The following is a 23,889-nucleotide window of genomic DNA, read 5'->3' as shown; positions in this document are numbered from 1 at the left end:
TGCGGAGAATTTCCATGTCCGAAAACCCCTCTGATGCCGTCAAGTTCATCGGCTATATCGGCTTCAACAATGCCTCGGAAATCCACGCTCCGGTGCGCGGCCGCATTCTGGATCGCGATTATGTCGATGCCGCCGCGCGCGGTCAGGAGGAGGTCGGCTTTGACCGCGTGCTGATCCCCTTCGGCTCGAACAGCCCGGAGAGCCAGATCGTGGCCGCCCATGCCGCCGCGATCACCACGCGGCTCGGCTTTCTCGTCGCCCATCGCCCCGGCTTTACCCAGCCCACGCTGGCCGCGCGGCAATTGGCCACGCTCGATCAATTGTCGGGGGGGCGCATCGCGGTGCATATCATCACCGGTGGCGCCGATGATGAAATGGCCCGTGACGGCGATGTTAATACCGTCAAATCCGAGCGTTACGCGCGCAGCGATGAATATATCGATATCCTGCGCCGCGAATGGACCGAGGCCCAGCCCTTTGATCACAAGGGCCGTTTCTATGAAGCGCGCGGTGCCTTCTCCTCGGTCAAGCCCGACAATCTGCCGGTCTTCTTCGGCGGCTCCTCGCTCGAGGCGATCGAGGTAGCGGGGCGTCATGCCGATGTCTATGCGCTGTGGGGCGAAACGCTGGAGCAGGTGCGCGAGAATGTGCTGGCCGTGCGCCATGCCGCAGCGAAACACGGGCGGCGTCCGGGCTTCTCGCTCTCGCTGCGCCCGGTCATTGCCGATACCGAGGAAGCCGCATGGAAGCGCGCCGCCGAGATCGAGGATCAGGTCCGCGCCCATCGCGACGCCGCAGGTCTGCCCACCACCGGCCACCGCCCGCCCAATGAAGGTTCGCTGCGCCTGCTGCAAACCGCGCAGGGCAACCGCCGCGATGGCCGCCTGTGGACGGGCGTTGCCGCGCTGACCGGGGCGCAGGGCAATTCGAGCGGGCTGGTCGGCACGCCCGAACAGGTGGCCGACGCCATGCTCGCTTACTTCGACATCGGCATCGACCATTTCCTGATCCGCGGCTTCGAACCGCTCGACGATGCGCTGCTCTATGGCCGCGAATTGTTGCCGCTGGTGCGCGCCAAGGTCGCTGATCGCGCAGGTCAGAGCGCTGCGCTGGCCGGCTGAAACCAATCCCCCGCATTCCCAAAGGAACCACCCTCATGTCCAAACGACAACTTCGCCTTGGTTTCATCCTGCATGGCGTCGGCCCCGGCTGGGACGACTGGCGCCATCCCGATGCGCAGGTCGATGCCTCCACCAGCCTGTCCTTTTACAAGCGTCAGGCGCAGGCCGCCGAGCGCGGCAAGTTCGATTACCTCTTCGTGGCCGACAGCGTGTCGATCAATGCGCGTTCCTCGCCGCATTACCTCAACCGCTTTGAACCGCTGACGATACTGTCGGCCATCGCCGCCGTTACCGAACATATCGGCCTGGTCGGCACGGCGACCGTGACCTATACCGAGCCCTATAATCTGGCGCGCCAGTTCGCCAGTCTCGACCATATCAGCGGCGGCCGTGCGGGCTGGAATGTCGTGACCAGTTGGCTGGAGGGCAGCGCCGCCAATTACGGCAAGTCCGAGCATCTGGCCCATGACACGCGCTATCGTCTGGCGGCCGAATATCTCGATGTGGTCAAGGGCCTGTGGGATAGCTGGGAAGACGATGCACTGGTGCGCGACAAGGAAACCGGCCAGTTCCTCGATCCCGACAAGCTGCATGAATTGAACCACAAGGGCGAGTTCCTCTCGGTCAAGGGCCCGCTCAACATCTCGCGCTCACGCCAAGGGCAGCCGGTGATCTTTCAGGCCGGATCGTCGGAGGACGGGCGTAATTTCGCCGCGAAATCCGCCGAGGCGATTTTTACGCATCAGGAAAATATCGAGGAGGCGCAGACATTTTACGCCGACGTCAAGGCGCGCGCGCGCGGCTTTGGCCGCGACCCGGAACAGCTCTTCATCGTGCCGGGCGCCCGCGTGATCGTGGGCAGCAGCGAGGAAGAGGCGCAGCGCCTGCATCAGGAACTGGCGAGCCTCGTCAGCCTTGAAAACGCCCTGCGCGCACTGGGCCGCTCGTTCAACGATCATAATTTCAGCGTCTATGATCCCGACGGCGCTTTCCCGGTCGAGGTGGCGGTCGAGGGCTATAAATCGAACCAGTCGGCTTCCGAGCGCATTCTGGCGCTTGCCCAACAGGGCCTGACCCTGCGCGAGATCGCCCTGCGCGCCGCCACCCCGCGCAGCCAGTTCACCGGCACGCCCGAACAGATTGCGGACCGTTTCCAGCAATGGCTGGAAACGCGCGCCTCGGACGGGTTCAATATGTTTGAATCTTTGCCGGGCCAACTGGATGTGTTCGTCGATCAGGTCGTGCCGATCCTGCAACAGCGCGGGATTTATAAGACCGACTACACCGGCGCCACCTTCCGCGAAGGGCTGGGGCTGGACAAGCCGGTTAATCGCTATACCGCCGCGCGATCGGAGCGCAGCGCGGCATGATCGAAAGGGCATTGTGGAACCGGCGCGGCGCTTTGGCGGCTCTGGGTTTTGGGGCGGGCGCTTTGGCGCTCGCCGGTTGTCGCGGTGGGGGCGAAAAGGTGCTGCGCGTCGGCTCGCAAAAGGGCGGGACCAAGGCGCTGGTGCTGGCCTCGGGTGTGCTGGAGGGTGCGCCCTATCGCGTCGAATGGTCCGAATTTCCCGCCGCCCAGCATTTGCTGGAGGCCTTGGGCTCGGACGCGGTCGATATCGGTCTGATAGGCGATGCGCCTTTCCTCTTCGCCTATCAGACCGGCAAGCCCCTGAAGGCGGTGGCCGCCCGGGTTTCGCATCCGCGCCCGGCGGGCATCCTCTCGATTCTGGTGCCGGGCGCATCGCCGGTGCGTAAACCGGCGGATCTGAAAGGCCGAAAGATCGTGACGGGGCGGGGCAGCATCGGCCATTTCCTCGCGCTCAAAGTCTTTGAGAATGCCGGGATCAAGCCGGGCGAGGCTGAGCTGATCTTTATGACGCCATCGGATGCGGCGGCGGCCTTGCGTTCTGGCGCGGTGGATGCGTGGAGCACGTGGGGCCCCTATGTGCCGACCGGACAGGCGGCGGGCGACCGTATTCTGGCTGATGGCAGCGATCTGTTCGACGCCTGCTCCTTCGATGTGGTCCATGAAAACGTGCTGCGCGACAAACCCGACCTGCTGGTCGATTTCCTGGCCCGCGAGGCGCGCGCGATGGAATGGCGGCGCAGCCATGTCGCGGATTACGCAAAGGTTCTGGCCAAGGAAACCGGCCTGCCCTTGCCGATTGCTCAGGCCACGGCCGAGCGTTCGCTGGTGGTGGATGGCCCGGTCACGCCCGAACTGGTGGCGCGGCAACAGGCCATTCTCGACACTTTCGTTCGCGCCGGGGCGCTGGAGGCCAAGCGGCCCGTGGCGGACGGCTATGTACTGACATCGCAATTGCCCAAAACCTAGGAAAAGCGCCGTGATTCCGGGCATTGGCATCACGGCGCATCCTGTCAGACGCTCCTGCGCTGCGCCTGATACCGCCTCGCGGCGATTTCCGCCCCTTCGCCCAGCAGCGGGCCAAGTTTGCGATATTCGTCAAGATGCCCCGCCTCACCGGGCCGGTCCCAGCCATGATCGCGCCGGATCATGCCCAAATGGGGCAGCGGATCGGCGGAGGGTTCGGGCGCAAACTGATCCGGCGCGACAAAGATGGCATCCTGATTGCAATGAAGTTCGCACATATAGCAGGTCTGGCAGGCATCGAGCCGCGCGATGACGGGCACCTGCGGCCCATCATCCAGTACGAAGGTGGGGCATACATTCACGCATTGCGCGCAATTATTGCATTTGTCGGCAAGGATCTGGGCAATCATGCGAATTCGGCCTGTTGAGAGTGGATGCGGACCGTTTCCAGTCCGCTGACCAATTGGCGTTGGGTTGGCCCGCTGGCTTCGGGATAATCGGCGCGCTGGTGCAGGCCACGGCTTTCCTTGCGCCCGCGCGCCGCCGCGATGGTCCAGCGCGCACCGGCCACCAGAGCCGCCGTTTCGCGCAAGGACACTAACGCAGCGCCGGTTGCCTGGCCATGGGCGGACAATTCGCCCCAGATCGCCTCCAATCTTTCGCCTGAGGCGGCATAGCTGGCCTCATCGCGCGTAAAGACATGGGCATAGCCGTGGATTGCATGATCGACGGCGCGGTGGATGGCGGACGCTTCGATGGCGCGATGCGCCGAAAGCGGCGCGATGGCGATGCGGCCAAGCCCATGGACGGGGGCAGAGAAGCTTTTGCGCTTAAGGCTTTCGCGTGCCGCTGCCGCCCCGGCGACCCGGCCCGACGAGAGCGCCCATGCCGAATTGACCGCCCCGCCGCCGCTATTGGCGCCCGCCACCAGTTCGCGCGTGGCCGCATCGCCAATGGCGAACAGGCCCGGCGCGCTGGTGCGGCATTCGGCATCGGCCAGATCGAGGCCGCCGGTGCCCCGGATTGTGCCTTCGCCAAACAGTTTGACCGGAAAGCGGTCGCGGAACAGGTCGATCCCGCGCCGCTCAAAGGGGGCAGGGGTAAAGGGCTGGATCTGACGCAGAATGGGGCGCAGAGCTGCGGGCGCATGGGACAGATCGGCCAATACCGTCCCGGCCAGCATCTCATGACCCAGTGCGCGATTATGCGCATGGCCCGCTGCGCGGCTGGGGGGGATGTCCAGTTCGCGCCCGTCGGCGTCATAATAGACCGCGCCCGTATAGGGCAGCGTGCGGGTGGATGCCCATGCGGGCGAGATCGACCAGCTTGGACCAAACTCCATGCCCGACAGGGCTACACCCGCCTCGGCGGCCATCAATTGGCCATCGCCGGTGTTGGTATGGCTGCCGATCAGGCCGGATCGGAAAGCATTGCCGCCGGTGGCCAGAATGGTGGCATGGCTGCGGATTTCCCAATCCTGCCGCGTACGCAAGGCATGGCCGCGCGCACCGGCGATCCGACCCTCATCATCGCGCAGCAATTCGAGCGCGGGGTGATGGTCGAGCACCGTCACGCCCGCCTCGAGAGCAGCCAAACGCAGGGCGCGCATATATTCCGATCCGCGCACGCCGGAATAATAGGTGCCGCCCGCTCCATCGCTGCCAAAGGGATAGTGCGGCGCAAGGCTGGGCAAATAGCGCCATGTGAGGTCCAAAATGCGCGCCATCCATTCCGGATCGCCCAGCCCTTGCGCCTTGCCGCTCTGGCGGGCGATGGCTTCTTTGCGCCGGGCCGGATCGGGGGCCACCCACCAGTGGTTGGGGCCGCCCATCGCGGTGACGCCGCTGGTGCCCATATAGCCCTTGTCGGCTACCACCACCCGCGCCCCGGCCTGCGCGGCGGCGATGGCGGCCCATCCCGCCGCCATGCCGCCGCCGATAATCAGGACGTCGGTTTCCATTACTCGGCCGCCTCGGCCAGCGGCGCGGCGTTGCGGTTTTCCGGCACAGGCAGGCCCAGATGGCCGCGCAGAGTGTCGGCCTGATAGCGGGTGCGGAACAGGCCGCGCCTTTGCAGGATCGGGACGACGCGCTCACGGAAGATCTGGAAATCGCGCGGGTTGGTGACGCGCAGGTTGAACCCGTCGGCGGCGCGGCCGGTGAACCAGCGCTCGATCACGTCGGCCACGGTTTCCGGCCCGCCGATGAAGGGCGATTTCCAGCGGCCAAGGTGCCATGCCGCCTCACGCAGCGTGTAGCCCTTTTCGCGCGCCACGCGGATGATCTTTTCGGCATGGCCCTTATAGCTGTTGAGCGTGACGCCGGTCAGATCGGGGAAGGGTGCGTCGGGGTCATACTGGCGGAAATCATGATAGTTGAAGGCGCGGCCCAATTGCACCAGCAGCTTGTCGAGGCTGAGCGCTTCCTCCTGTGAAGCGTGGAGGCGGGCTGCTTCCTCGTCGGTGTCGGCCAGCGTGGGGAACAGGCCGGGCAGGACCACGATATGATCGGGATTGCGCCCCAGCGCGGCGGCGCGGGTTTTCAGGTCGGCGTAATACTGTTGGCCCGCCTCGAAATCTTGCGCTGCGGCAAAGGCGCCGTCGGCGATCTGGGCGCCAAGGTTACGGCCCGCATCGCTGTCGCCCGCCTGAAAGATCACTGGCTGGCCCTGCGCGCTGCGTTGCAGGGCAAGGGGGCCATCGACGCGGAAGAATTTACCCTTGTGGTTGAGCTTGTGCAGCTTGGCCTTGTCGAGGAACAGACCCGCCGCCTTGTCGCGGGGGAAGGCATCATCCTCATAGCTGTCCCACAAGCCCTGCACCACGCGGACAAATTCCAGCGCACGGTCATAGCGTTCGGCATGGTCGAAATGCTCGTCGCGCCCGTAATTGCGCGCCGCGCCCTCAAGCCCGGTGGTGACCACATTCCACCCCGCGCGGCCCCGACTGATATGGTCAAGGCTGCCGAACTGACGCGCGACATTATAGGGCTCCCAATAGGATGTGGTCAGCGTGCCGACCAGACCGATCCGGCTGGTATGTGTGGCCAGCGCCGAGAGTAGCGTCAGCGGTTCGAGCCGGTTGAGGAAATGGGGCGCGGTGTCGGGCGTGATATAGGGGCTGTCGACGATGAACACGAGGTCGAAGAGCGATGCCTCGGCCTTCTTCGCATTCTCGATATACCAGTCGATATTGACGCTGGCGTCCGAGGGCAGCGCCGGATCGCGCCAACTGTTCTGATCGGTGCCGACGCCTTCGAGGATGGCGCCCAAATGAAGTTGGCGGGTCTGGCTCATGGGTGGTTCTCTCGCGGTTGCTGAATGGCGCCAAGGATGGGGCCCGGCGCGGCGCGATGAAAACGAGAGCTGCTGATAGGCTTATGAGAAGTTTCGGCGCAATTGGCCGACAGGCGGGATGGCCTCAGAAATCTCAATAGGAATGCAGGTCGGCATCATAGGACGGGCGAGGCGCTGGGCGCTATCCGGTGGCGTTGAGGATCAATCCCTTGGAGGTGCCCATGGCGCTTGAAGACTCCGTTTCGCTGGCCGCTCATGTGGCGCTGGCCCGCTGCTATCGTTCTGCCGCGCCCGAGCGCATCCTGTGGAATGACACGATTGCCCGGCTGCTTGATCATCGCACGGTGCGCGGGTTTCGCCCCGATCCGCTGCCCTTCGAGCTGATCCCCACGCTCGTCGCGGCGGCGCAAAGCGCGGCCACCTCGTCCAATCTGCAATTGTGGAGCGTGGTGGCGGTTGAGGATGAGGAAAAACGCAAGGAACTGGCCCGGCTGGCGGGTGGGCAGAAGCATATCGAACATGCTCAGCTGATCCTGCTGTTCGTGGCCGATCTGGCGCGGGCAGGGCTGATCGCCGATGAGGCGAGTGCGCCGAGCGACGGGTTGGATCAACAAACTTGCCGACTATGGCCGGCGCATCAACACCAAGGCCAGGATCGAGGCTGGCAGTGATGTGCTGACCCTTCAGATCGTCGCGCTATTCAACCTGATCTTCGGCTTTTTCTGGTCTTCGGCTCTGGTGGAGAACCTGTCGGGCAAGGCAGCGGATGATGTGGGGTTAAGGACGATCCAAAAGGGCATCCTCGGCATTTTGGAAATGGGCCAGACGACCATCCTCGGCAGGGTTGGAAGCCCATGAATCCGCGCCATAGAACAGCAGTATCGGGCAGGTAATGGCTTCCCACATAGCCTTCACCTCGGCCTCGGGCATGTCGAGCACCGGGCAGATGTTGAGCCACGGGTCGAATTTCCAACTGTAAGTGCCGTCCTCATCGCGCGCAACAAGCGGCGCAGGAAATCCCTGATTTCCTTGCATCGGGCCGTTTGGCCGGACGCAGCAAGGCGATGATGAAGCGCCCCTCGCCATCGAACACGACGATGGGCTGGAAGCCAATATTCATCGTGATGAGCGTTGAACAGGCGCAATTGCTGACCGCCATGGACAGCGTCGAAGTGCCGTCAATGTCGAGAACAATGCGTTTGGGCACCGTGCGGAAGGAAACGCATATTGCTCGACCTCGCGCAGCAGTATCTAACCGCCATCGGAGGAGAGCATGCCGCCGTCAAATCCGGCGTCCAGGCGCTTGCCGGAAACGGATGACAAACTGGCCAACGGCAGCGTAGGATCGTCCATGGCGGGTGCGGCTCTCCAGAAATAACGATGGTCGGTGCAGGCAGAAAATCATACGTTAAATCAGAATTTTATGCCGCATCCGTCAACCCTCGGTGAATTTTCCGGGCTAACCGGGCCGTTCCACATATGAATCAGAGCCAATTCTCAGTTGCAATCAACATCGCGGTCGTCCCGATTGGACTTGATCCGATGGATGCGATAGAAAATGGGTGATGAACAAAATGCATGATCTGGCGGGTGCCCAGCGCCCTGTTGAAGCGCATGTCTGGATGGCTCTGCTATCGCTCTATGGTAAAATCTACAATCGGCTGAATCGTCAGATGCTGCGCGATTATGGTATCACCTTGGCGAAATATGACGTTCTGGCTCAACTGGTGGATGCGCCGGACGGGCGTACACTTGGCGAGTTGACGAGCGAGTTGAAGGTGACCGGCGGCAATGTCACCGGCCTGACGCGGCGATTGCTGGATGATGGGCTTATCGTTCGAGAATCCTCGATCACGGACCGGCGTTCCTTCATTATTCGATTGTTGCCGCAAGGCAGAGAGACATTTTTGGCGGCGCAGGTCATGCATGATGGCGTCTTGCGCGACTGGTTGGGCAAGCTTTCGGAAGATGAGCTGGATAGTGCGTTGCTGCTGTTGCGCCGCATGAACGCGGTGGTGCCATGACGGGCCGGTGCGACCTGCCGACTTTGCAAGAGGATCTCGAGCACCATCCCAGCTATGTCATCAACCATCTCGCCAGTCTGGGGCAGGCCGATCAGGCCCGTTTGTTGGAGCCCACCGGCCTCTCTCTGCTGATGGTGCGCACGTTGACGGTGCTGTCGATCGAAGACGGGCTGACCATCAGCGAGATTGCGGCGCGCAGCTTTTCCGAACAATCCACCACCAGCCGCACCATTGATGCCATGGTGAACGCCGGGTTGCTTGAGCGGCGCACGCCTGTCGGGGATCAGCGGCGGCGCGAAGTCGTCCTGACGGCCGCCGGGCGGGCCAAAATGCTGGCGGTCTGGCCGTTGATGGAGCGGCACAGGGCCTCGCTCACCGCAGGGATTGATGCGGGCGATCTGGCGGTGTGTGGGCGGGTTCTGGCGGCCATGATCGGCAATCTGCGGGGCGGCCAGGGCTGAATTTGTCCGTCCAGACCGCGCTTGACAGGTTATATTTTACATATAAACATATGCACCAGAATATTTCTGGAGATGATCGCCATGACTGCTGAGACTGTCTTTTCGCGGTTTTCCGCCACAGCAGCCCATTGGCCGGATCACCCTTTTCTCCACATCCTGCCCGAAACCGCGCAGGTCTATGGCATTCCCCAAGGCGAGATCACCTATGAGCACATGCTGGCCCGCGTGACGGCACGACGCGCCGGTCTGGTTCAGGCCGGTGTCGGCAAGGGGACAAGGCTGGGGCTGTTGCTGGAAAATCGGCCGGAATTTATCGAGATCTTTCTGGCCGCCAACAGCCTCGGCGCCTCGATCGTGCCGATCAATCCGGATCTGCGCATGGCCGAGCTGGAATATCTGATCGCCCATTCCGAGATGAGCGCTGCTTTTTCCACACCGGCCCGCCTTGATGCTCTGGCCGCCGCCGCCTCGGCTGCGGGCAGCCCGATGGTGGCGGCCGCCCCTGATGGCCCGCTCCCTCCGCTGCCGCCCCATGAGCGGATTGCGGCGGCGCCCGACTGGGAAAGCGAGGCCGCGCTGCTCTATACCTCGGGCACCACCGGTCAACCCAAAGGATGCGTGCTGACCAACACCTATTTCCTGTATTCGGGGGACTGGTATGGCGACGTGGGCGGCCTCATCGCCCTGCGCACGGGGCAGGAGCGGATGCTCACCCCATTGCCGCTGTTTCACATGAATGCGCTGGCGGTGTCCTTGATGGCCATGATTACGCTGGGCGGCTGTCTGACGGTGCTGGACCGTTTTCACCCGACGACATGGTGGGATTCGGTGCGGCAAAGCAAGGCGACCTGTCTGCACTATCTGGGCGTGATGCCCGCGATGCTGATGAAGGCGCCGCAAAGCGAACTGGATCGCCGCCATTCGGTGCGTTTCGGGTTTGGCGCCGGTTCGCCGCGCGAATTGCATGCCGCCTTTGAACAGCGCTTCGGTTTTCCCCTGATCGAGGCCTGGGCCATGACTGAAACCGGCAGCGGCGGGGTTATCAGCGCCCATCGCGAGCCGCGCAAGGTCGGCACCAATTGCTTTGGCCGTCCCACGCCCGACGTTGCCATTCGCATTGTCGATGAAACGGAGGCCGATTGCCCCAATGAAGTGCCCGGCGAATTGCTCGTGCGCCATGCCGGAGGCGACCCGCGTTTTGGCTTCTTCCGCGAATATCTCAAAAATCCGCAGGCAACCGCCGAGGCATGGGCCGGGGGCTGGTTTCATACGGGCGATATCGTGATGCGCGATGCTGATGGGGATCTGCATTTCGTTGATCGCAAGAAGAATGTCATCCGCCGATCGGGCGAGAACATCGCTGCGGTTGAGGTGGAGACCATTCTGGCGCGCCATCCCGGCATTCGGGAAGTGGCGGTTGCCGCCACGCCCGATGCCATACGCGGCGATGAGGTCGCGGCCTTGATCGTGGCCAATGATCCTGCCGACAATGGCGCACAACTGGCCGGTGACATCGCCCGTTGGGGGCTGGACAACATGGCCTATTACAAGGTGCCCGGCTGGATCGGTTTTGTGGAACAATTGCCGCGCACGCCCACCGAAAAGATCATGCGCGCCACGCTGAAGGGCGAGGTTGACGCGATGATGGAGCGGGGCGGCTTTCATGACACGCGCGCGTTGAAGAAGCGTCAGGGATGAGCCGGCCGCGCGCCGCCTATGACGGTGTGGTCGTTTGCGCCCCGGTCACGGTGCCGTATCAGCGCTTTTCGCCCCAGCCGGCGCATTGGTGGGCGGGCGCGGCGCTGCGGCTGCTGGCGCGCGAGACGGGCTTTGGTCCGGCTGATATTGACGGCTTTTGCTTTTCCAGTTTCTCTGCGGGGCCGGATACCGCTGTGGGCATGACCCAGCATATGGGTCTTACACCGCGCTGGCTGGACCATATTCCCACCGGCGGGGCCAGCGGTGTGATGGCTCTGCGCCGCGCCACGCGGGCGGTGCAATGCGGCGATGCCGAAGTGGTGGTGTGTCTTGCCGCCGATACCAATCAGATTGACAGTTTCCGCCAGGGCCTCTCGGCTTTTTCACGCTTTTCCCAGGATGCGGTCTATCCCTATGGCTTTGGCGGGCCCAATGCCACTTTTGCCCTGATCACGGATGCGTGGATGCGTGAAACCGGCGTTGAGCGCACCGATTTCGGCAGGTTGTGTCTGGCCCAGCGCGCCAATGCCGCATCAAACCCTCTGGCCCTGCAGCGCGGCGTGCTGACGATGGAGACTTATCTTGCCGCGCGGCCCATTGCCGATCCGGTGCACCTGTTCGATTGCGTCATGCCCTGCGCCGGGGCGGAAGCCTTTATTGTCACCACGCCCGAAATCGCCGCCGCGCGCGGGCTGGCCGGGGCGGGTATTCTGGGCACCATTGAGCGCCACAATGCCTATCATGAAGACCCTGTGCAGCGGCGCGGCGGTTGGGCCATGGATATTGACGATCTGTGGACGATGGCCGGAATCGGTCCGGGGGATGTGGATTGCCTGCAGGTCTATGATGATTATCCGGTGATCGTGGCCATGCAGCTTGTCGACCTGGGCTTCTGCGCCAAAGAAGAGATTGTCGATTTCATCCGCCGGACCGATTTCGAGATCGGCGGAGATCTGCCGCTTAACACCAATGGCGGCCAATTGTCTGCCGGACAGGCGGGCGCTGCGGGGGGCTTTCAGAATGTGACCGAAGGGTTGCGGCAAATTCTGCATTGCCCACTGGGCGCACAGGTGCCCGACGCCGGGATTGCCGCCATATCGGGGTTTGGTCTGGTGAATTACGATCGCGGCGTCTGTACGGCTGCCGCTCTGTTGAAGGCCCTGCGATGACACATCCGCCTCATGAAAACCGCGAGCCTGCGGTGCAGGTCCAGCATGTGCCTCCCGGCACCCGCAGCCGGGCGATGCACGCCCTTTCGGCCCGCACGGCGCAGGGGCGCTTCATGCTTCAGTCCTGCATGGCCTGCGCCGCAGTGGCTTGGCCGCCGCGCGATGCCTGCCCGCAATGTTGGGGCGAACTGGCATGGGCCGACCAATCGGCTGGCGCCCGCATCGTCAGCCAGACCGCGATCCATGTCTCGACCGATCCTTATTTCCGGGCCCATTTGCCTTGGCGCATGGGCACGGTGCAATTGGACGCCGGGCCGGTGGCCATGGCCCATCTTCATGGCGCCTTAAAGCCCGGTATGCGGGCCGTGATGCGCCTGATGCTTGATCGCGGGGGCAATGCCGCCCTGTTCGCTCTTCCGGCCGGGGGAATGTCCGATATGAATGATCCGCAGAGCGACCGGCAATGGCGCGAATTTGTCGTTCCGGTTGCGGGCCGCACGGTTTTGGTCAGCGATGCCGCCCATGCGATGGGGCGCGCGATGGTTCGCGCCTTGACGCAGGCGGGGGCGGGGCTGGTGGTGGCGGGGCTGTCCGCGTCGGCGACGGATGCCGATGATGCCATACTGGGCCACGATGCGGTGCAGATTGTTCGGCTTGATCTTACCGATACGGCCTCGGTTGCTGCGGTGCTGGGGATGATTGAGCGCCCGCTCGACATTGTCATCAATACAGCGCGCTACGTTCGCGATGGGGGCGTCAGCCGGAACGCAACCCTGGCCGAGCAGCAGTTTGCGTTGGAAGTATCCGCCATGGGCCTTTCGCGTCTGGCCGGGGCCGCCGCTCCGATTCTGGCCGGGCGGCCCCAGGGGGCTTTCGTCGATCTGATCTCGGTTCAGGCGCTGGCGGGAGACGCGGGATTTGCCGGGTTCGCGGCGGCAGAATCGGCTCGGCTCTCGCTGGTGCAAAGCCTGCGTCATGAAATGCGCGCCACCGGTGTTCGGGTGCTCACGGTCTTTACCGGCCCCACCGATGATGCGGATCATCAGTCCCTGCCCCCGCCGAAAGTGGCGCCTGCCCGTCTGGCGGCTGCGGTTCTTGATGCTCTGGCGCAGGGCCGGGAGCAGACCTGTGTGGGCGATGTGGCAAAGGATGCCATGGCGCGCTGGCTTGTCGACCCGGCCCTTTTTATCAGGGAGATCAATCTCTAAACCGTGGATCGCACCGCAGGAATGGTCATTCTCCCTGCGGCGCTTTTTCTATCGCGCAGCAGGGCCGATGCGCATAACCACAGCATGAGGCTCGTCGGTCACGGCATAAATCAGACCATCAGGGCCTTGGCGCACATCCTTGAAGCGTTGATGCAGGCGGTCGAACAGGACTTCCTGACGGACTTCCTCAAGCCTTTCGTTGAAAACGACGCGGATGAGCGCGCCCGTACCGTTGATCTGGCCGCGCCGCGCACTGGCAATGAACAGATTGTTGCGCCATCCCGGCATCTTTGCGCCGGTATAAAAGGCGATGCCGCTGGGCGCGATGGAGGGCGACCAGATGAGCGTTGGCCCCTGTGTGCCGGGCGACACGGGCGCGGCGGGCAGCGCCGAACCGCCGTATTGCGTGCCGTAAGTGGCATTGGGCCAGCCATAATTGCGCCCCGCCGACAGGATGTTCAATTCGTCTCCCCCCTGCGGCCCGTGTTCCGAGGCAATGATCTGCCCGGTCTGGGGCGCAAAGGTGAGGCCCAGCGGATCGCGGTGGCCATAGGTCCAGATTTCGGCCCTTGCCCCTTTGACGCCGACAAAGGGATTGTCGGTCGGGATCCGCCCATCGCGCATCACGCGCAGCACTTTGCCATAGATGGTGTCGGTGCGCTGGGCGGACTGAATGTCGCTCTCGCTCAGCGCGCCGACCGAGACGAACAGTTCACCATTGCGTCCGGGCAGGATACGCGATCCGCCGACCGCCACCTTTGCCTCGCCCACCACAAGGTCGGTGCTTTCCACCAGCCGCGAACCGTCTAGCCGCGCCCGCGCCAGAACGGTGGCGGCGGTGATCCGCCCGTTGGGCGCGTCCAGCCCGACCGGGCGGTTATAGGTGAAATAGATCAGATGGTTGGCTACGAATTCGGGATCGGGGGCCACGTCCTGAAGGCCCAGCACATCGGATGGATCGAGATGGGGCGTATGGCTGTATTCAGGTATGCCCGCGATGGGTTTTGGCGCCAGCGTCGGTCGCGGACCGGTGGCTTTACGCAGCAGGCGCAATCGCGCGCCGCGCTCCACCACCAGCGCATCGCCATTTGGCAAGAAGGCCAGACTGTAGCCATTGGCCAGACCACGCGCGATGATTTCGACCTTTACGGCGCCTTGTTCGGCGGTCTGGAACAGGAAAGGCCCGCCGCCCGGCAGGCGGGCAGGGACGCCCACCTCCGGCCCGTCGGCGGCGCCTGCGGGCGTCGAGATCGCGGCGAGGGGCAGCGCGAGGGCGCATCGCATGTGTTTTGGATAAGTGCTCATCTCCGCCTCCTCAAAAGCTGTAGTCAAGGCTGAGGCCCACCGTGCGCGGCGCGATCAGGTTGAACCAGTAGCGGTTGAAATTGGTCTGGTTGTAATAGCCGCCGCCGATCAGGCCGCGCTTGTCGGTCAGGTTCTGGACAAAGGCATTCACATTCCATTTGCCAAAGCTGAGGCCGCCATTGATGTCGAACTGGACATAGCCGGGATAGGTCTGACGCAGGGGCGCTTCGGCCTGACTGGGCACGAATTCGCCCTTGCGGTCGCCGACATAGGTGGCCGACAGGCCCAGCCGCGCCTTCATGCCCTCGCGCAGCGGAGCCTCGTAATCCAGCGAGAAGCGGCCTGAATGTTCACTGGAATAGGGCAAGCGATCGCCCGGCGCGGCATAGAGGACGGCTGAGGCGAAACCCTGACGCAACGTGGCGTCGACATAGGACCACCACATTTTGGCCATCAGTCGGTCCGTGGGCCGTGCTTCAAGGGAAATCTCGAAGCCGCGGCTGCGTGCTTTCCCGCCGTTGGAATTATAGGTGAACGTGCCGAGGGCCGAAACCTGGGTTACCTGAATATCGCGCCAGTCGATGGCAAAGAGCGAGATGTCATACGACAAAGCCCGGTTCAGCAGATCCCCCTTGGCGCCCAATTCGTAATTGATCGTCCGGTCGGGCTTGAACTGGCATGGAACCGGCTCGGCGGGATCGGTGTTGCACCCGGCATTGGGGCCGCCGGGGCGATAGCCCGAAGCCACGCGGCCATAGATCATGTGGTCGGGCGTAGGCTTGAACCGGGGTGAAACCTGAAAGGTGAAGGCATTGCCGCTGGCCTGCGGGTTGGTTTCCCGATGGGCCGCAGGAGCAGGGTCGGGCGCGAGCATCGTCCATTCGCGGTGAATCATGGATTGGGTGTTGCGGCTCCACCGCCCGCCCAATTGCACATCGAACCTTTCGCTCAACCGCGCAGTGATATTGGCAAAGCCTGCAAATTCCTCATAGGTCGCCGAATCGCGCCAGACCACCGGATAGCCGTAGATCGCGCCGTTGAGCGGATTGGTGGCGGCCGAATCGATCGTGTAATTCGCCTTTTCCCGCGTATAGAAACCGCCCGCGATCCAGTCGAAAGACTGCGCCAGCGTGCCCGACAGGCGCGTTTCATGCGATACCTTGTCCACGCTGTAGCCGGTCATCATCACATGGCCGAAATCGGACGCGGCGGGGTAAACAAGCGGAAACACCGCTGCGGTCAGCGGCGAGGCGGTAAAATCGATGCGGTCCGAATTGCTGTTGCGCGAAAAGGCGGTCACGGAGGTCAGGTCTACCTCGCCAAGGCGGGCCTTGATGGTGGCGTTGTACATCTGCACTTCGGAATGGCTGGGCCCGGCGCCGATCTGGTCGGTCTGCTGAAAGGGCGCGCCGGTTCGGCTGTCCACTGAGGGTGAGCCATGCAGGTCGCGCACCTGATAAAGGGCGCTCAGCCGCAAGGAGAAAGACGAGGAAGGCTTCCACAGGGCTGAGAGGCGACCGCCGGTGACGTTGGAGGAATTCACATTGTCGCGGCCGGTGCGGATATTGTCGATATAGCCTGCATCGCGGCGAGTGAACACGCTGGCCCTTATGGCGGTATCTTCGCTCATAGGAATGTTCAGCGCGGCGCGGGCATTATAGCCAAGCGACTGGCCGCCATAGTTGACCATGTTGATGCCGCCGCCCACGTTGCCGGAAAAGCCGCGTGTGTCTGGGGCGACGGTCACATATTTCACCAGACCGCCAATGCTGCTGGCGCCATAGAGCGTGCCTTGCGGGCCGCGCAGAACCTCGATCCGGGCCAGTTCCGAAGGGTCGATGTCGGGCGCCGCGCCAAACAGGCCGCCCTGACCGGTGGACGATCCGTAGGGCACATCATCGATGGTAAAGCCGACCGCCGGATTGCCGGTCGCGGGGCCGGTGGTGATGCCGCGAATGGCCAACTGTGCTCGGTTGTTGACGAATTGCAGATTGACGCCCGGCATGCTGGAAAAGAAGTCCTGCGCGCGGGTCTGGTTGACCGCCAGCAGGGCGTTGCCGCCGATGGCCGACACGGGAACAGGCACATCCTTGAGGCGCTCCTCCCGCTTTTGCGCGGTCACGATGATCTCGTTGGAAATGTCCGGCTTGGCTGGGCCGTCTTTGGCCGTCGCCGGAGAACTGGCCATGCCAACCGCCATGAGGCAGGTCAGTGGCAAGTTGCGGACACGGATCTTGGCATTTCCCATCACAGGCTTCCCTCTTCTTTTTTAGTTATTGAAAATAAATGGTTATCGTAGGACCCTGCGGCGCCACCACAACCACAGCCCCGTGACGCAGCCAAGCACCACAGCCAGTCCAAAGCATGCCACCACCACCTGCCAGACACGCCCTCCGACAGCCGTGACATGCAGGGCAATCAGCCAGCTGGTCAGCGTGTTGCCGGCCCGCTGTCCGGTGGGAAGCTGCAGCCCGACGAAGCGGCCATCACGCGCGTCAATCGCGATGGTTGCTGCCGTTGCGGGGGAGTCTGTCTCGGTGGGACGGCCTTGCGCGTCGAGAAGATCGCGCGAGGTGTGCATCAGAAAGAAATACAGGCCCAGATCGCGCCGATATTCGATGGCGGCCGGTTTGCCGAGCGTGAAGCCTTCGCGCTGCGCTTGCTGGGCGAAATAGCGCTGTCCCAATTCGGCGGCCTTGAACCAGTTAATCGGCGGATTGATAAGCGGTTGCGGCAAGGTTTCGCGCGGAGGAGCCTCCTGAAAATGCTCGTAGGCGGCGATGCGCTGGACCGTATGGGCATAGGGTCCGCCCAGATTGAGGGCAAAGCCGGTGATTGCGAAAATAGCCAGCAACGGCCAGAGCCACAGACCGGGCGCCCGATGCAGATCGAACAGCAGGCGATTGGTGTTGCCCTTGCGCTCGATTTTCCATGCGCTGGCCCAACGCTGGTGGAAGGGGCGGGGGGAGGCACCTTTTTTCGACTTTTTCGGCCGCGCGGGCAGCGTCAGCCAAAAGCCCGTCATGCTTTCGACCAGCCAGACGAGGCCGAGTATCCCGATCAGCAGGATGCCCGCGCCAAAGGGCAGAAACAGCGCGTAATGAAGGTAATAGAGAAAACTGGGCAGCCCCTCCAAATGAAAGGTGGCGGCGCCGATCCGGCGCCTGCCCAATCTTTCGCCATTATAGGGGTTGGCGAACAATTCATCGTAATCAAGCGCGTATTCCCTACCGCTTTTGGGATCGATCGCGGGCATAACGCGCGCAAACAGCGCCTCATCCGAGTTTTGCGGCAATTGGAGCGAAAAGACGCTGCTGTGCGGGTCCTGCGCTTCCAGCCTGGCGCGGATTTTCAGAGCATCCTGAAGCGTCCACCCCTGCGGTTGCGGCTCCACCATCCGCATATGCGCGTTGAGCGCGCGCTCCATCTCCTTGTAAAAGGCAATGGCGCTGCCCGTTGCGGCGATCACGATTAGAAACAGGCCGAGCGCTAGACCCATGATCCGGTGCAGCGTCAGGCATGCAGATCGGAGCGGCGATGAAGCAGCCACGGATTGTTTCCCCCCAATAAACGGATTGCGTTTGGCAATTTCCAGAAGATACCTGCCAAATTGCCCCCAGACCGCGCTCTGCGGTCTCTGCCGTAGATGACTACGGTTTCTCTTTTATCGAGGTTAGAATGACATAATGCTCAGCAAGAAGAATGGCGCGAATGGACTTGGCCATGATAATTTCGGCCACTGTCGAGGTGAAGCCGGGATCTCTTGCCCTTTCGCAACGTGCCGGACCCCGGCCTGTCGGTCAGTAATCGAAATCCAGTTCCGGGCGCGACCAGGCCCAGCCGGTGATGCGCCAGCCTGCGGCTTCTTTATGCAGCGCGACGGTAAAGGTCGCATCGATTTCCGCGCCCTGCTGGCCGTTCAACGTGTAGCGGAAATCGGCGGGAACCACGACATAGGCGCGATCCCCGGTCACATCGACCCTTCGCGGTTGGCGCAGCGTGTTCACGCCCTTTGTCAGCCCGATGGCCTTGTTATGCGCCGTCAGCGCCGAAACCCAGCGCGCGCATGTATCGGCGCCATGCCATTCATAAGGCGCAAATTCGTCGACAATGGCCGCCTCTTTGGCGCAGGTGGCGATAACGCCTGCCGTGTCGCCCTTGTTCAGATTGTCGACATAGCTGCGCACGGTCTGCATCACCGCATCGGCCACGGCCGGATCGGCCTGTTCCTGCGCCTGTGCCGGCATAGCCAATGCCATCAGCCATGCCGCCGTCATCCATCGCTTCATTGCTCGGTTCCTTCCTTCATCCGGTCGGGTTCGAGGCCTTGCCCAAGCGGCCTGTGATGACAAGCGATCAGGCCCCTCGGGCGGGGGTGCTGGCCGAAAATACAAACTATGGCGACACAAGTGCAATACCGTGTGGCCGCAAACCTGCCATTGCTGCATCCTTGGACGGACAGGGTTCCCCGGCCCTTATGACACGACGAGTTCCTATGACCGATTGCGACCATGATACCACCGGCGAAGGTGGTCTGTTTTCCGGCATTCTTGGCACTGGCGATATCATTTTCATGATCCTGGCCTGTGCCGCTCCCATGGGCGTTTTGGCAGGAATCGTGCCGCTGGCCTTTGCTTTTGGCAATGGCGCGGGGGTTCCCGGCACTCAGCTTGGCATGAGCATCGTGATGCTGCTGTTTGCCGTGGGCTATGTGCGGATCATTCCGCATGTGCGCAATGCCGGGGCGTTTTACGCCTATATCGCGGCCAGTCTGAACAAGGAGGCAGGCATCGCGGCGGCCTATACGGCGGTGGCAGCCTATATATGCGCGGCCGCGTCTGTCCTGGGCGCGATGAGCTATTTTGCGGCCGATCTGTTTGCCACCCTGACCGGAATTGTCACAAGCTGGTTGATCTGGGCCATGCTCAGCATCGCGATCATTGCATGGCTGGGCTATCACAAGATCACGATGGCGGCCAAGGTGCTGATCGTGGCGCTCTTGCTGGAGGTGGGGCTGATCGCGGTGATCGACGTCCTGATCCTGTGGGATCACGGATGGTCCGGCCTCGATTTCAGCAGCTTTTCACCCCGCACCGTCTTTGCGCCGGGTCTTGGCATCGCGGTCATCTATGCCATCAACGGCTGCATCGGCTTTGAAGCGACGGCCATCTATCAGGAAGAAGCGGTCAACCGCGCCGTCACCATTCCGCGCGCCACCTATGGCGCCGTGCTTGTCCTGGGCAGCTTCTATGTTCTGTCCTCATGGTGTCTGGTTCTGGCGGTGTCGCCCGACAAGATCAAGGCCGTTGCCGGAGCCGATCCGGGCCATCTGGTGGCAAGAGTGGCTTTCCATTATCTTGGCCAGTTCGGGCGCGATGCGCTCAATCTGCTGACGATCACCAGCCTGTTTGCTGCGGCCCTCGGCTTCTTCAACAATATTTCGCGTTATTTCTTCGCGCTGTCGCGCGACGGGCTTATTCCCGCGCCGCTGGGCCGGGTTCATCGCCTGCATGGGTCGCCCTATCTTGCCTGTCTGCTGCTGGCGTGTCTTTTGATCCTCATCATCGGGTTTTTCGCGCTGGCAGGGCTTGATCCGCTGCTCAGTCTGGCCACCAGCCTTTCCTCTATGGGCGCGGTGGGGCTGGAGATCCTGCTGACGACCACCTCTTTGACCATCCCTCTCTTTTTTGCCCGGCGCGGCGAATATTCCTGGGGCAAGACCGCCGCTCCGCTGGCCGCTGGGCTGATTATCGCGGTTGCCACATGGCTTTCGCTGGCCAATTACCCCACCCTGACGGGCACCACCTTGCCCGTCATCAACCGCCTACCCCTGCTCTTTGTCGCCATTGCGGCGCTGGGCCTCGGGCATGGCGTCTATCTGCGCCGAAGGCGACCTGAGGTTTATGCGCGCGTGGGTTCATCCCACGTCGAAGGCTAGGCCCATCGCGGGGTCATGGCCGTCACGTTCCAGCGAGCCTGAAATACGGAGCATCCTATGACACTGTCCTTTTCACCCACCTTGCCGTCGGGCCGCCTGTTGATCGACGGCGCCTTGGTCGAGCCGATAAAGGCTGATCGCTGCATCGATGCGGTTGACCCGGCAACCGGGCGCACCATCATGCAATTCCCCGCCTGCGATGCGCGGGATGTCGACCGGGCGGTGCAGGCAGCCCATCGCTGTTTTGAAAGCGAGGCATGGCAGATGATGCGCCCGATCGATCGCGGACGATTGCTGGAAAGGCTGGCCTTGCTGGTCGAGCGTGAAAGGGATGATCTGGCCGCGCTGGAATCGCTCGACAGCGGCAAGCTGCTGGCGGTGACCAGCGCGATCGACCTTCAGTTCACCATCGACGGCCTGCGCTATTTCGGCGGTTGGGCGTCCAAGGTGACGGGCGAAACCGTGACGCATTCGCCGCTGGTGGCCGAAGCGGCGGTCTATCGCGCCTTTACCCAGCGGCGTCCGGTGGGCGTGGTCGCGGGGATCACGCCGTGGAATTTTCCCATTGGCCAAGCCATTCAAAAGATTGCCCCCGCCATCGCCTTTGGCTGCACGGTCGTGCTCAAACCGTCGGAGGAAACCTCGCTGACGGCCTTGCGGCTGGGCGAATTGATCGCTGAGGCCGGTTTTCCGGCAGGCGCCGTCAATATTGTGACGGGTGATGGCGCGGTGGGGGCCGCTCTTGTCGAGCATCCCCTTGTGCGCAAGATCGCCTTCACCGGCTCCAATGCCACCGGGCAATCGATCCTTCAGGGCGCGGCGCGTTCGATGAAGCGGGTGACGCTGGAACTGGGCGGCAAATCGCCGACCATCGTGCTGGCCGATGCCGATCTGGATCGGGCGATTGCGGGAGCTGCCGGGGCGATCTTTGCCAATTCGGGCCAGATCTGTACGGCGGGGTCGCGCCTGTTGATCGAGGCGCCCATTTATGACCGCGTTCTGGAGGGCGTATGCCGGATTGCTCAGGATCTGCGGCTTGGTTCGCCCTTTGATGTCGCAACGCAGATGGGGCCGCTGATTTCGGCTCGTCAGCGTGATCGCGTGGGGGCTCTGGTGTCAACGGGTCTGGCCGAAGGGGCCAGCGCTCTGACCGGAGCTGTGATGCCCGAGGGCGAGGGCTGGTTCTATCGCCCGACCGTGCTGGCAGGTGTCCGCTCGGACATGACGGTGATGCGCGAGGAGATCTTTGGCCCGGTGGTCTGCGCGGTCAAGGTGGAGGATCGGGCCGATATCGTGCGCATGGCCAATGACACTTCCTTTGGCCTTGCCGCCAGCATCTGGACCCGAGATATTGACGCGGCGCATCTGCTGGCCGACCGGATCGATGCCGGGACGGTCTGGATCAACACGCATAATGTGCTGGATCTGGCCATGCCGTTTGGCGGCAATAAACTGTCCGGCGTGGGCCGGGAGTTTGGCAGCGAGGCCATGCAGGCCTTTACCGAGCCCAAGGCGGTCTGTTTGCGGCTGGATCGCGCGGCGGCGGGGTTTTGATCGAGGACAGGCCCGATGCGGGGGCATCGGGCCTGGGATTTAGAAGCGGTTGAGGCGATAGGGATACGGGTCGATAAAGGGGCGCTCGCCCAAGGCCAGATCGGCGGCCAACTGTCCGGCCGCAGGCCCTGTGCCAAAGCCATGCCCGGAAAAGCCGGTGGCCAGCGTCAGATTGGGCAGCCGATCCACCGGGCCGATAACGGGCATGGAATCGGGCGTTACGTCGATCATCCCGCCCCATGCCTGCGCCACGCGCGCCTTGGCAAAGATCGGCCATGCCGCGATCAGATTGCGCATCGCCTCATCATTCAGGCTCTGATTGACGGGCGGGTCGATGGTGCGCAGCCGTTCGAAAGGCGAGACCCGCGCCGCATTCCACCGGCGGGGCAGGGCCAGATCATCCAGAAATTCGCGCCCCAGCGAGACGCGTAAATTCTTCCACTGCGCGATCAGCGTGGGCAGATATTTCATCCCGATCAACAAATGATCCAGCGTCAGCGGGGCAAAGAGCGCGCCGCGCTGGGTGATCGTGAAGCCGCCGTCGAGCCTTTTGCGAAACGAAAAATCGGCCCCGCCGACCGCGCTTTCGGTCGGCCCCTCCATCGGTTCGGTGCGCAGCACCGAGGCGACCAGCGGCAGGGTCAGCAAGCGCTGGCCATGATTGGCCAGAAAACGGCGCGACCACACGCCTCCGGCCAGCACGACATGCTGACAACGGATTTCGCCGCGTTCGGTCATCACCCCGCTGACCGCGCCGCCGGTGGTGACCAGCGTGCGCACGGCGCAGTTTTCAACGATCACCGCGCCTTTGGCCATCGCGGCTCTCGCAATCGCGCTGGAGGCCAGTGTCGGTTCGGCGCGGGCATCCGATGGTGTGGTGATCCCGCCCGCCCACGTGCCGGTGCTGCCGGGAATGAGCCTGTCCACCTCGGCGCCGGTCAGCATACGGCTGTCCAGCCCCGCGCCGCGAACGCTTTCCAGCCACGCCTCATGGCCGCCCAACTCCTCTTGCGTGCGGGCGACATAGGTGATCCCGGCTTGGCGAAAGCCGCAATCCTCGCCCACGCGGCGGGGCATGTCCTGCCACATCCGCTCGGCCGCGATGGCCATCGGCAGATCGGGCACAGAGCGCATCACCTTGCGCACCCAGCCCAGATTGCGCGAGGATTGCTCGCCCGCGATCCGCCCCTTTTCCAGCACCACCACCGGAACGCCGCGTTCGGCCAAGCTGAGCGCGGTGGACAGGCCCACGATCCCGCCGCCAATGACCACCACCGCGGTTCGCGCCGGATGGTCCAGCGAGGTTGCGACCGGTGCGATCCGGGGCGCCATGTTGACCGGGTCCGTCAAAGCGTGATCTGCATTTCGCGGACCGGGGCCTTGGACGCCCCGCGCCAGACGGTCACCTCGATTTCGACCTTATATTCGGGCGAGCCGAGCGGCGGACTGGTCATGGTCAGCGTGGGGTTGATGCCGCGCATCCGTTGGCCATAGGCATCCATCACGGTCAGGACATCTTGGGCGAACTGGACAAAGACGCGCGCGGCCACGACATCTTCCAGACAGGCGTCCACTGCGGCCAGCGCGGCGCTGATATTGTCGAGCACCTGATTGGTCTGCTCGGCAAGGTTGGCGGGGATTTCCTTGGTTCTGGGATTTCGCCCGGCCGTATTGGACACAAAGATCAGATCACCCACCGCGACGAGGCGCGAATAGCTGCCATGTTCCTCGAATTTGTTGCCGGTTTTGACTTTGATGACTTCGAGCATGAAAATCTCGCCTGAT

Annotated in this window: 22 protein-coding genes; 12 read left to right on the top strand and 10 right to left on the bottom strand. The window is 63.1% G+C overall.

Going from position 1 to position 23,889, the window contains the following annotated elements; all coding sequences use genetic code 11:
- Positions 1 to 14 precede the first annotated feature (14 nt).
- From FHW92_RS00715 to FHW92_RS00705, 3 genes are read left to right on the top strand one after another with little or no spacing between them, the layout of a single operon-like run.
- On the top strand, positions 15 to 1,121 hold the full coding sequence (locus tag FHW92_RS00715; protein WP_168601311.1) for an LLM class flavin-dependent oxidoreductase: 1,107 nt from the start codon (positions 15 to 17) through the stop codon (positions 1,119 to 1,121).
- Positions 1,122 to 1,156: 35 nt separating this feature from the next.
- On the top strand, positions 1,157 to 2,491 hold the full coding sequence (locus tag FHW92_RS00710) for an LLM class flavin-dependent oxidoreductase (protein WP_168601310.1): 1,335 nt from the start codon (positions 1,157 to 1,159) through the stop codon (positions 2,489 to 2,491).
- Positions 2,488 to 3,456 (top strand): ABC transporter substrate-binding protein, encoded by a 969-nt coding sequence (locus FHW92_RS00705; RefSeq protein ID WP_168601309.1) that lies wholly within the window; start codon positions 2,488 to 2,490, stop codon positions 3,454 to 3,456. The genes FHW92_RS00710 and FHW92_RS00705 overlap by 4 nt, the downstream gene beginning before the upstream one ends.
- Before the next feature lie 44 nt (positions 3,457 to 3,500).
- Here the strand turns inward: FHW92_RS00705 and FHW92_RS00700 are convergent, their stop codons facing one another.
- From FHW92_RS00700 to FHW92_RS00690, 3 genes are read right to left on the bottom strand one after another with little or no spacing between them, the layout of a single operon-like run.
- Positions 3,501 to 3,863, bottom strand: a complete 363-nt coding sequence (locus FHW92_RS00700) for a ferredoxin family protein (protein ID WP_168601308.1) — start codon at positions 3,861 to 3,863, stop codon at positions 3,501 to 3,503.
- Positions 3,860 to 5,413 carry an FAD-binding protein gene (locus FHW92_RS00695; protein ID WP_168601307.1) on the bottom strand — a complete coding sequence of 518 codons (1,554 nt, stop codon included), beginning with the start codon at positions 5,411 to 5,413 and terminating at the stop codon, positions 3,860 to 3,862. The genes FHW92_RS00700 and FHW92_RS00695 overlap by 4 nt, the downstream gene beginning before the upstream one ends.
- Entirely contained in the window at positions 5,413 to 6,747 is a 1,335-nt protein-coding gene (locus FHW92_RS00690; RefSeq protein WP_168601306.1) for an LLM class flavin-dependent oxidoreductase, read from the bottom strand. Before FHW92_RS00690 ends, FHW92_RS00695 begins: the two co-directional genes overlap by 1 nt.
- A gap of 221 nt (positions 6,748 to 6,968) precedes the next feature.
- On the opposite strand from FHW92_RS00690, the gene FHW92_RS00685 reads away from it, so the two are divergent.
- Both FHW92_RS00685 and FHW92_RS00680 read left to right on the top strand, forming a co-directional pair.
- Positions 6,969 to 7,418, top strand: a complete 450-nt coding sequence (locus FHW92_RS00685) for a nitroreductase family protein (protein WP_168601305.1) — start codon at positions 6,969 to 6,971, stop codon at positions 7,416 to 7,418.
- A gap of 1 nt (position 7,419) precedes the next feature.
- Entirely contained in the window at positions 7,420 to 7,605 is a 186-nt protein-coding gene (locus FHW92_RS00680; RefSeq protein WP_168601304.1) for a hypothetical protein, read from the top strand.
- A gap of 130 nt (positions 7,606 to 7,735) precedes the next feature.
- On the opposite strand, the gene FHW92_RS00675 is transcribed toward FHW92_RS00680, so the two are convergent.
- Positions 7,736 to 7,954: a transposase gene (locus FHW92_RS00675; protein ID WP_168601303.1), complete on the bottom strand. Its 219-nt coding sequence runs from the start codon at positions 7,952 to 7,954 to the stop codon at positions 7,736 to 7,738.
- A 358-nt stretch (positions 7,955 to 8,312) separates the two neighbouring features.
- On the opposite strand from FHW92_RS00675, the gene FHW92_RS00670 reads away from it, so the two are divergent.
- The 5 genes from FHW92_RS00670 to FHW92_RS00650 all read left to right on the top strand — a co-directional run bounded on the left by FHW92_RS00670 (position 8,313) and on the right by FHW92_RS00650 (position 13,307).
- Entirely contained in the window at positions 8,313 to 8,771 is a 459-nt protein-coding gene (locus FHW92_RS00670) for a MarR family transcriptional regulator (protein ID WP_168601302.1), read from the top strand.
- Positions 8,768 to 9,232, top strand: coding sequence for a MarR family winged helix-turn-helix transcriptional regulator (locus FHW92_RS00665; protein ID WP_168601301.1), 465 nt, complete (start codon positions 8,768 to 8,770; stop codon positions 9,230 to 9,232). Before FHW92_RS00670 ends, FHW92_RS00665 begins: the two co-directional genes overlap by 4 nt.
- A gap of 81 nt (positions 9,233 to 9,313) precedes the next feature.
- On the top strand, positions 9,314 to 10,930 hold the full coding sequence (locus FHW92_RS00660) for an AMP-binding protein (protein ID WP_168601300.1): 1,617 nt from the start codon (positions 9,314 to 9,316) through the stop codon (positions 10,928 to 10,930).
- Positions 10,927 to 12,099, top strand: coding sequence for a thiolase family protein (locus FHW92_RS00655; protein WP_168601299.1), 1,173 nt, complete (start codon positions 10,927 to 10,929; stop codon positions 12,097 to 12,099). Before FHW92_RS00660 ends, FHW92_RS00655 begins: the two co-directional genes overlap by 4 nt.
- A complete protein-coding gene (locus FHW92_RS00650; protein WP_168601298.1) occupies positions 12,096 to 13,307 on the top strand; it encodes an SDR family NAD(P)-dependent oxidoreductase in 1,212 nt (403 codons plus the stop codon). Before FHW92_RS00655 ends, FHW92_RS00650 begins: the two co-directional genes overlap by 4 nt.
- Before the next feature lie 48 nt (positions 13,308 to 13,355).
- Here the strand turns inward: FHW92_RS00650 and FHW92_RS00645 are convergent, their stop codons facing one another.
- The 4 genes from FHW92_RS00645 to FHW92_RS00630 form a co-directional block, all read right to left on the bottom strand.
- Positions 13,356 to 14,591 carry a PQQ-dependent sugar dehydrogenase gene (locus FHW92_RS00645; RefSeq protein ID WP_168601297.1) on the bottom strand — a complete coding sequence of 412 codons (1,236 nt, stop codon included), beginning with the start codon at positions 14,589 to 14,591 and terminating at the stop codon, positions 13,356 to 13,358.
- A 31-nt stretch (positions 14,592 to 14,622) separates the two neighbouring features.
- A complete protein-coding gene (locus FHW92_RS00640) occupies positions 14,623 to 16,812 on the bottom strand; it encodes a TonB-dependent receptor (protein WP_168601296.1) in 2,190 nt (729 codons plus the stop codon).
- Between the two features lie 90 nt (positions 16,813 to 16,902).
- On the bottom strand, positions 16,903 to 18,162 hold the full coding sequence (locus tag FHW92_RS00635; protein WP_168601295.1) for a PepSY-associated TM helix domain-containing protein: 1,260 nt from the start codon (positions 18,160 to 18,162) through the stop codon (positions 16,903 to 16,905).
- A 250-nt stretch (positions 18,163 to 18,412) separates the two neighbouring features.
- Positions 18,413 to 18,901 (bottom strand): nuclear transport factor 2 family protein, encoded by a 489-nt coding sequence (locus FHW92_RS00630; RefSeq protein WP_168601294.1) that lies wholly within the window; start codon positions 18,899 to 18,901, stop codon positions 18,413 to 18,415.
- Between the two features lie 206 nt (positions 18,902 to 19,107).
- Between FHW92_RS00630 and FHW92_RS00625 the strand changes: the two genes are divergently transcribed.
- A complete protein-coding gene (locus FHW92_RS00625) occupies positions 19,108 to 20,550 on the top strand; it encodes an APC family permease (RefSeq protein ID WP_168602066.1) in 1,443 nt (480 codons plus the stop codon).
- Positions 20,551 to 20,607: 57 nt separating this feature from the next.
- Positions 20,608 to 22,104, top strand: a complete 1,497-nt coding sequence (locus FHW92_RS00620; protein WP_168601293.1) for an aldehyde dehydrogenase family protein — start codon at positions 20,608 to 20,610, stop codon at positions 22,102 to 22,104.
- A 39-nt stretch (positions 22,105 to 22,143) separates the two neighbouring features.
- Here the strand turns inward: FHW92_RS00620 and FHW92_RS00615 are convergent, their stop codons facing one another.
- Together FHW92_RS00615 and FHW92_RS00610 are read right to left on the bottom strand one after the other, a co-directional pair.
- Complete coding sequence (locus FHW92_RS00615; protein WP_168601292.1) at positions 22,144 to 23,436, bottom strand: FAD-binding oxidoreductase; 1,293 nt, start codon at positions 23,434 to 23,436, stop codon at positions 22,144 to 22,146.
- A gap of 14 nt (positions 23,437 to 23,450) precedes the next feature.
- Entirely contained in the window at positions 23,451 to 23,873 is a 423-nt protein-coding gene (locus FHW92_RS00610; protein ID WP_168601291.1) for a Rid family hydrolase, read from the bottom strand.
- Positions 23,874 to 23,889: the final 16 nt, after the last annotated feature.

It is taken from the genome of Novosphingobium sp. SG707, from assembly GCF_012275515.1.
GTDB lineage: Bacteria > Pseudomonadota > Alphaproteobacteria > Sphingomonadales > Sphingomonadaceae > Novosphingobium.
The sequence above is the reverse complement of the archived record's forward strand: the minus strand, read 5'-3'. Positions and strand labels throughout refer to the sequence as shown.

Coding starts and splice junctions, on each gene's coding strand:
- FHW92_RS00655 (WP_168601299.1), top strand. CDS start 10,927: ATGAGCCGGCCGCGCGCCGCCTATGACGGTGTGGTCGTTTGCGCCCCG.
- FHW92_RS00690 (WP_168601306.1), bottom strand. CDS start 6,747: ATGAGCCAGACCCGCCAACTTCATTTGGGCGCCATCCTCGAAGGCGTC.
- FHW92_RS00650 (WP_168601298.1), top strand. CDS start 12,096: ATGACACATCCGCCTCATGAAAACCGCGAGCCTGCGGTGCAGGTCCAG.
- FHW92_RS00705 (WP_168601309.1), top strand. CDS start 2,488: ATGATCGAAAGGGCATTGTGGAACCGGCGCGGCGCTTTGGCGGCTCTG.
- FHW92_RS00630 (WP_168601294.1), bottom strand. CDS start 18,901: ATGAAGCGATGGATGACGGCGGCATGGCTGATGGCATTGGCTATGCCG.
- FHW92_RS00665 (WP_168601301.1), top strand. CDS start 8,768: ATGACGGGCCGGTGCGACCTGCCGACTTTGCAAGAGGATCTCGAGCAC.
- FHW92_RS00615 (WP_168601292.1), bottom strand. CDS start 23,436: ATGGCGCCCCGGATCGCACCGGTCGCAACCTCGCTGGACCATCCGGCG.
- FHW92_RS00715 (WP_168601311.1), top strand. CDS start 15: ATGTCCGAAAACCCCTCTGATGCCGTCAAGTTCATCGGCTATATCGGC.
- FHW92_RS00710 (WP_168601310.1), top strand. CDS start 1,157: ATGTCCAAACGACAACTTCGCCTTGGTTTCATCCTGCATGGCGTCGGC.
- FHW92_RS00620 (WP_168601293.1), top strand. CDS start 20,608: ATGACACTGTCCTTTTCACCCACCTTGCCGTCGGGCCGCCTGTTGATC.
- FHW92_RS00625 (WP_168602066.1), top strand. CDS start 19,108: ATGACCGATTGCGACCATGATACCACCGGCGAAGGTGGTCTGTTTTCC.
- FHW92_RS00685 (WP_168601305.1), top strand. CDS start 6,969: ATGGCGCTTGAAGACTCCGTTTCGCTGGCCGCTCATGTGGCGCTGGCC.
- FHW92_RS00640 (WP_168601296.1), bottom strand. CDS start 16,812: ATGGCGGTTGGCATGGCCAGTTCTCCGGCGACGGCCAAAGACGGCCCA.
- FHW92_RS00660 (WP_168601300.1), top strand. CDS start 9,314: ATGACTGCTGAGACTGTCTTTTCGCGGTTTTCCGCCACAGCAGCCCAT.
- FHW92_RS00670 (WP_168601302.1), top strand. CDS start 8,313: ATGAACAAAATGCATGATCTGGCGGGTGCCCAGCGCCCTGTTGAAGCG.
- FHW92_RS00700 (WP_168601308.1), bottom strand. CDS start 3,863: ATGATTGCCCAGATCCTTGCCGACAAATGCAATAATTGCGCGCAATGC.
- FHW92_RS00695 (WP_168601307.1), bottom strand. CDS start 5,413: ATGGAAACCGACGTCCTGATTATCGGCGGCGGCATGGCGGCGGGATGG.
- FHW92_RS00645 (WP_168601297.1), bottom strand. CDS start 14,591: ATGCGATGCGCCCTCGCGCTGCCCCTCGCCGCGATCTCGACGCCCGCA.
- FHW92_RS00610 (WP_168601291.1), bottom strand. CDS start 23,873: ATGCTCGAAGTCATCAAAGTCAAAACCGGCAACAAATTCGAGGAACAT.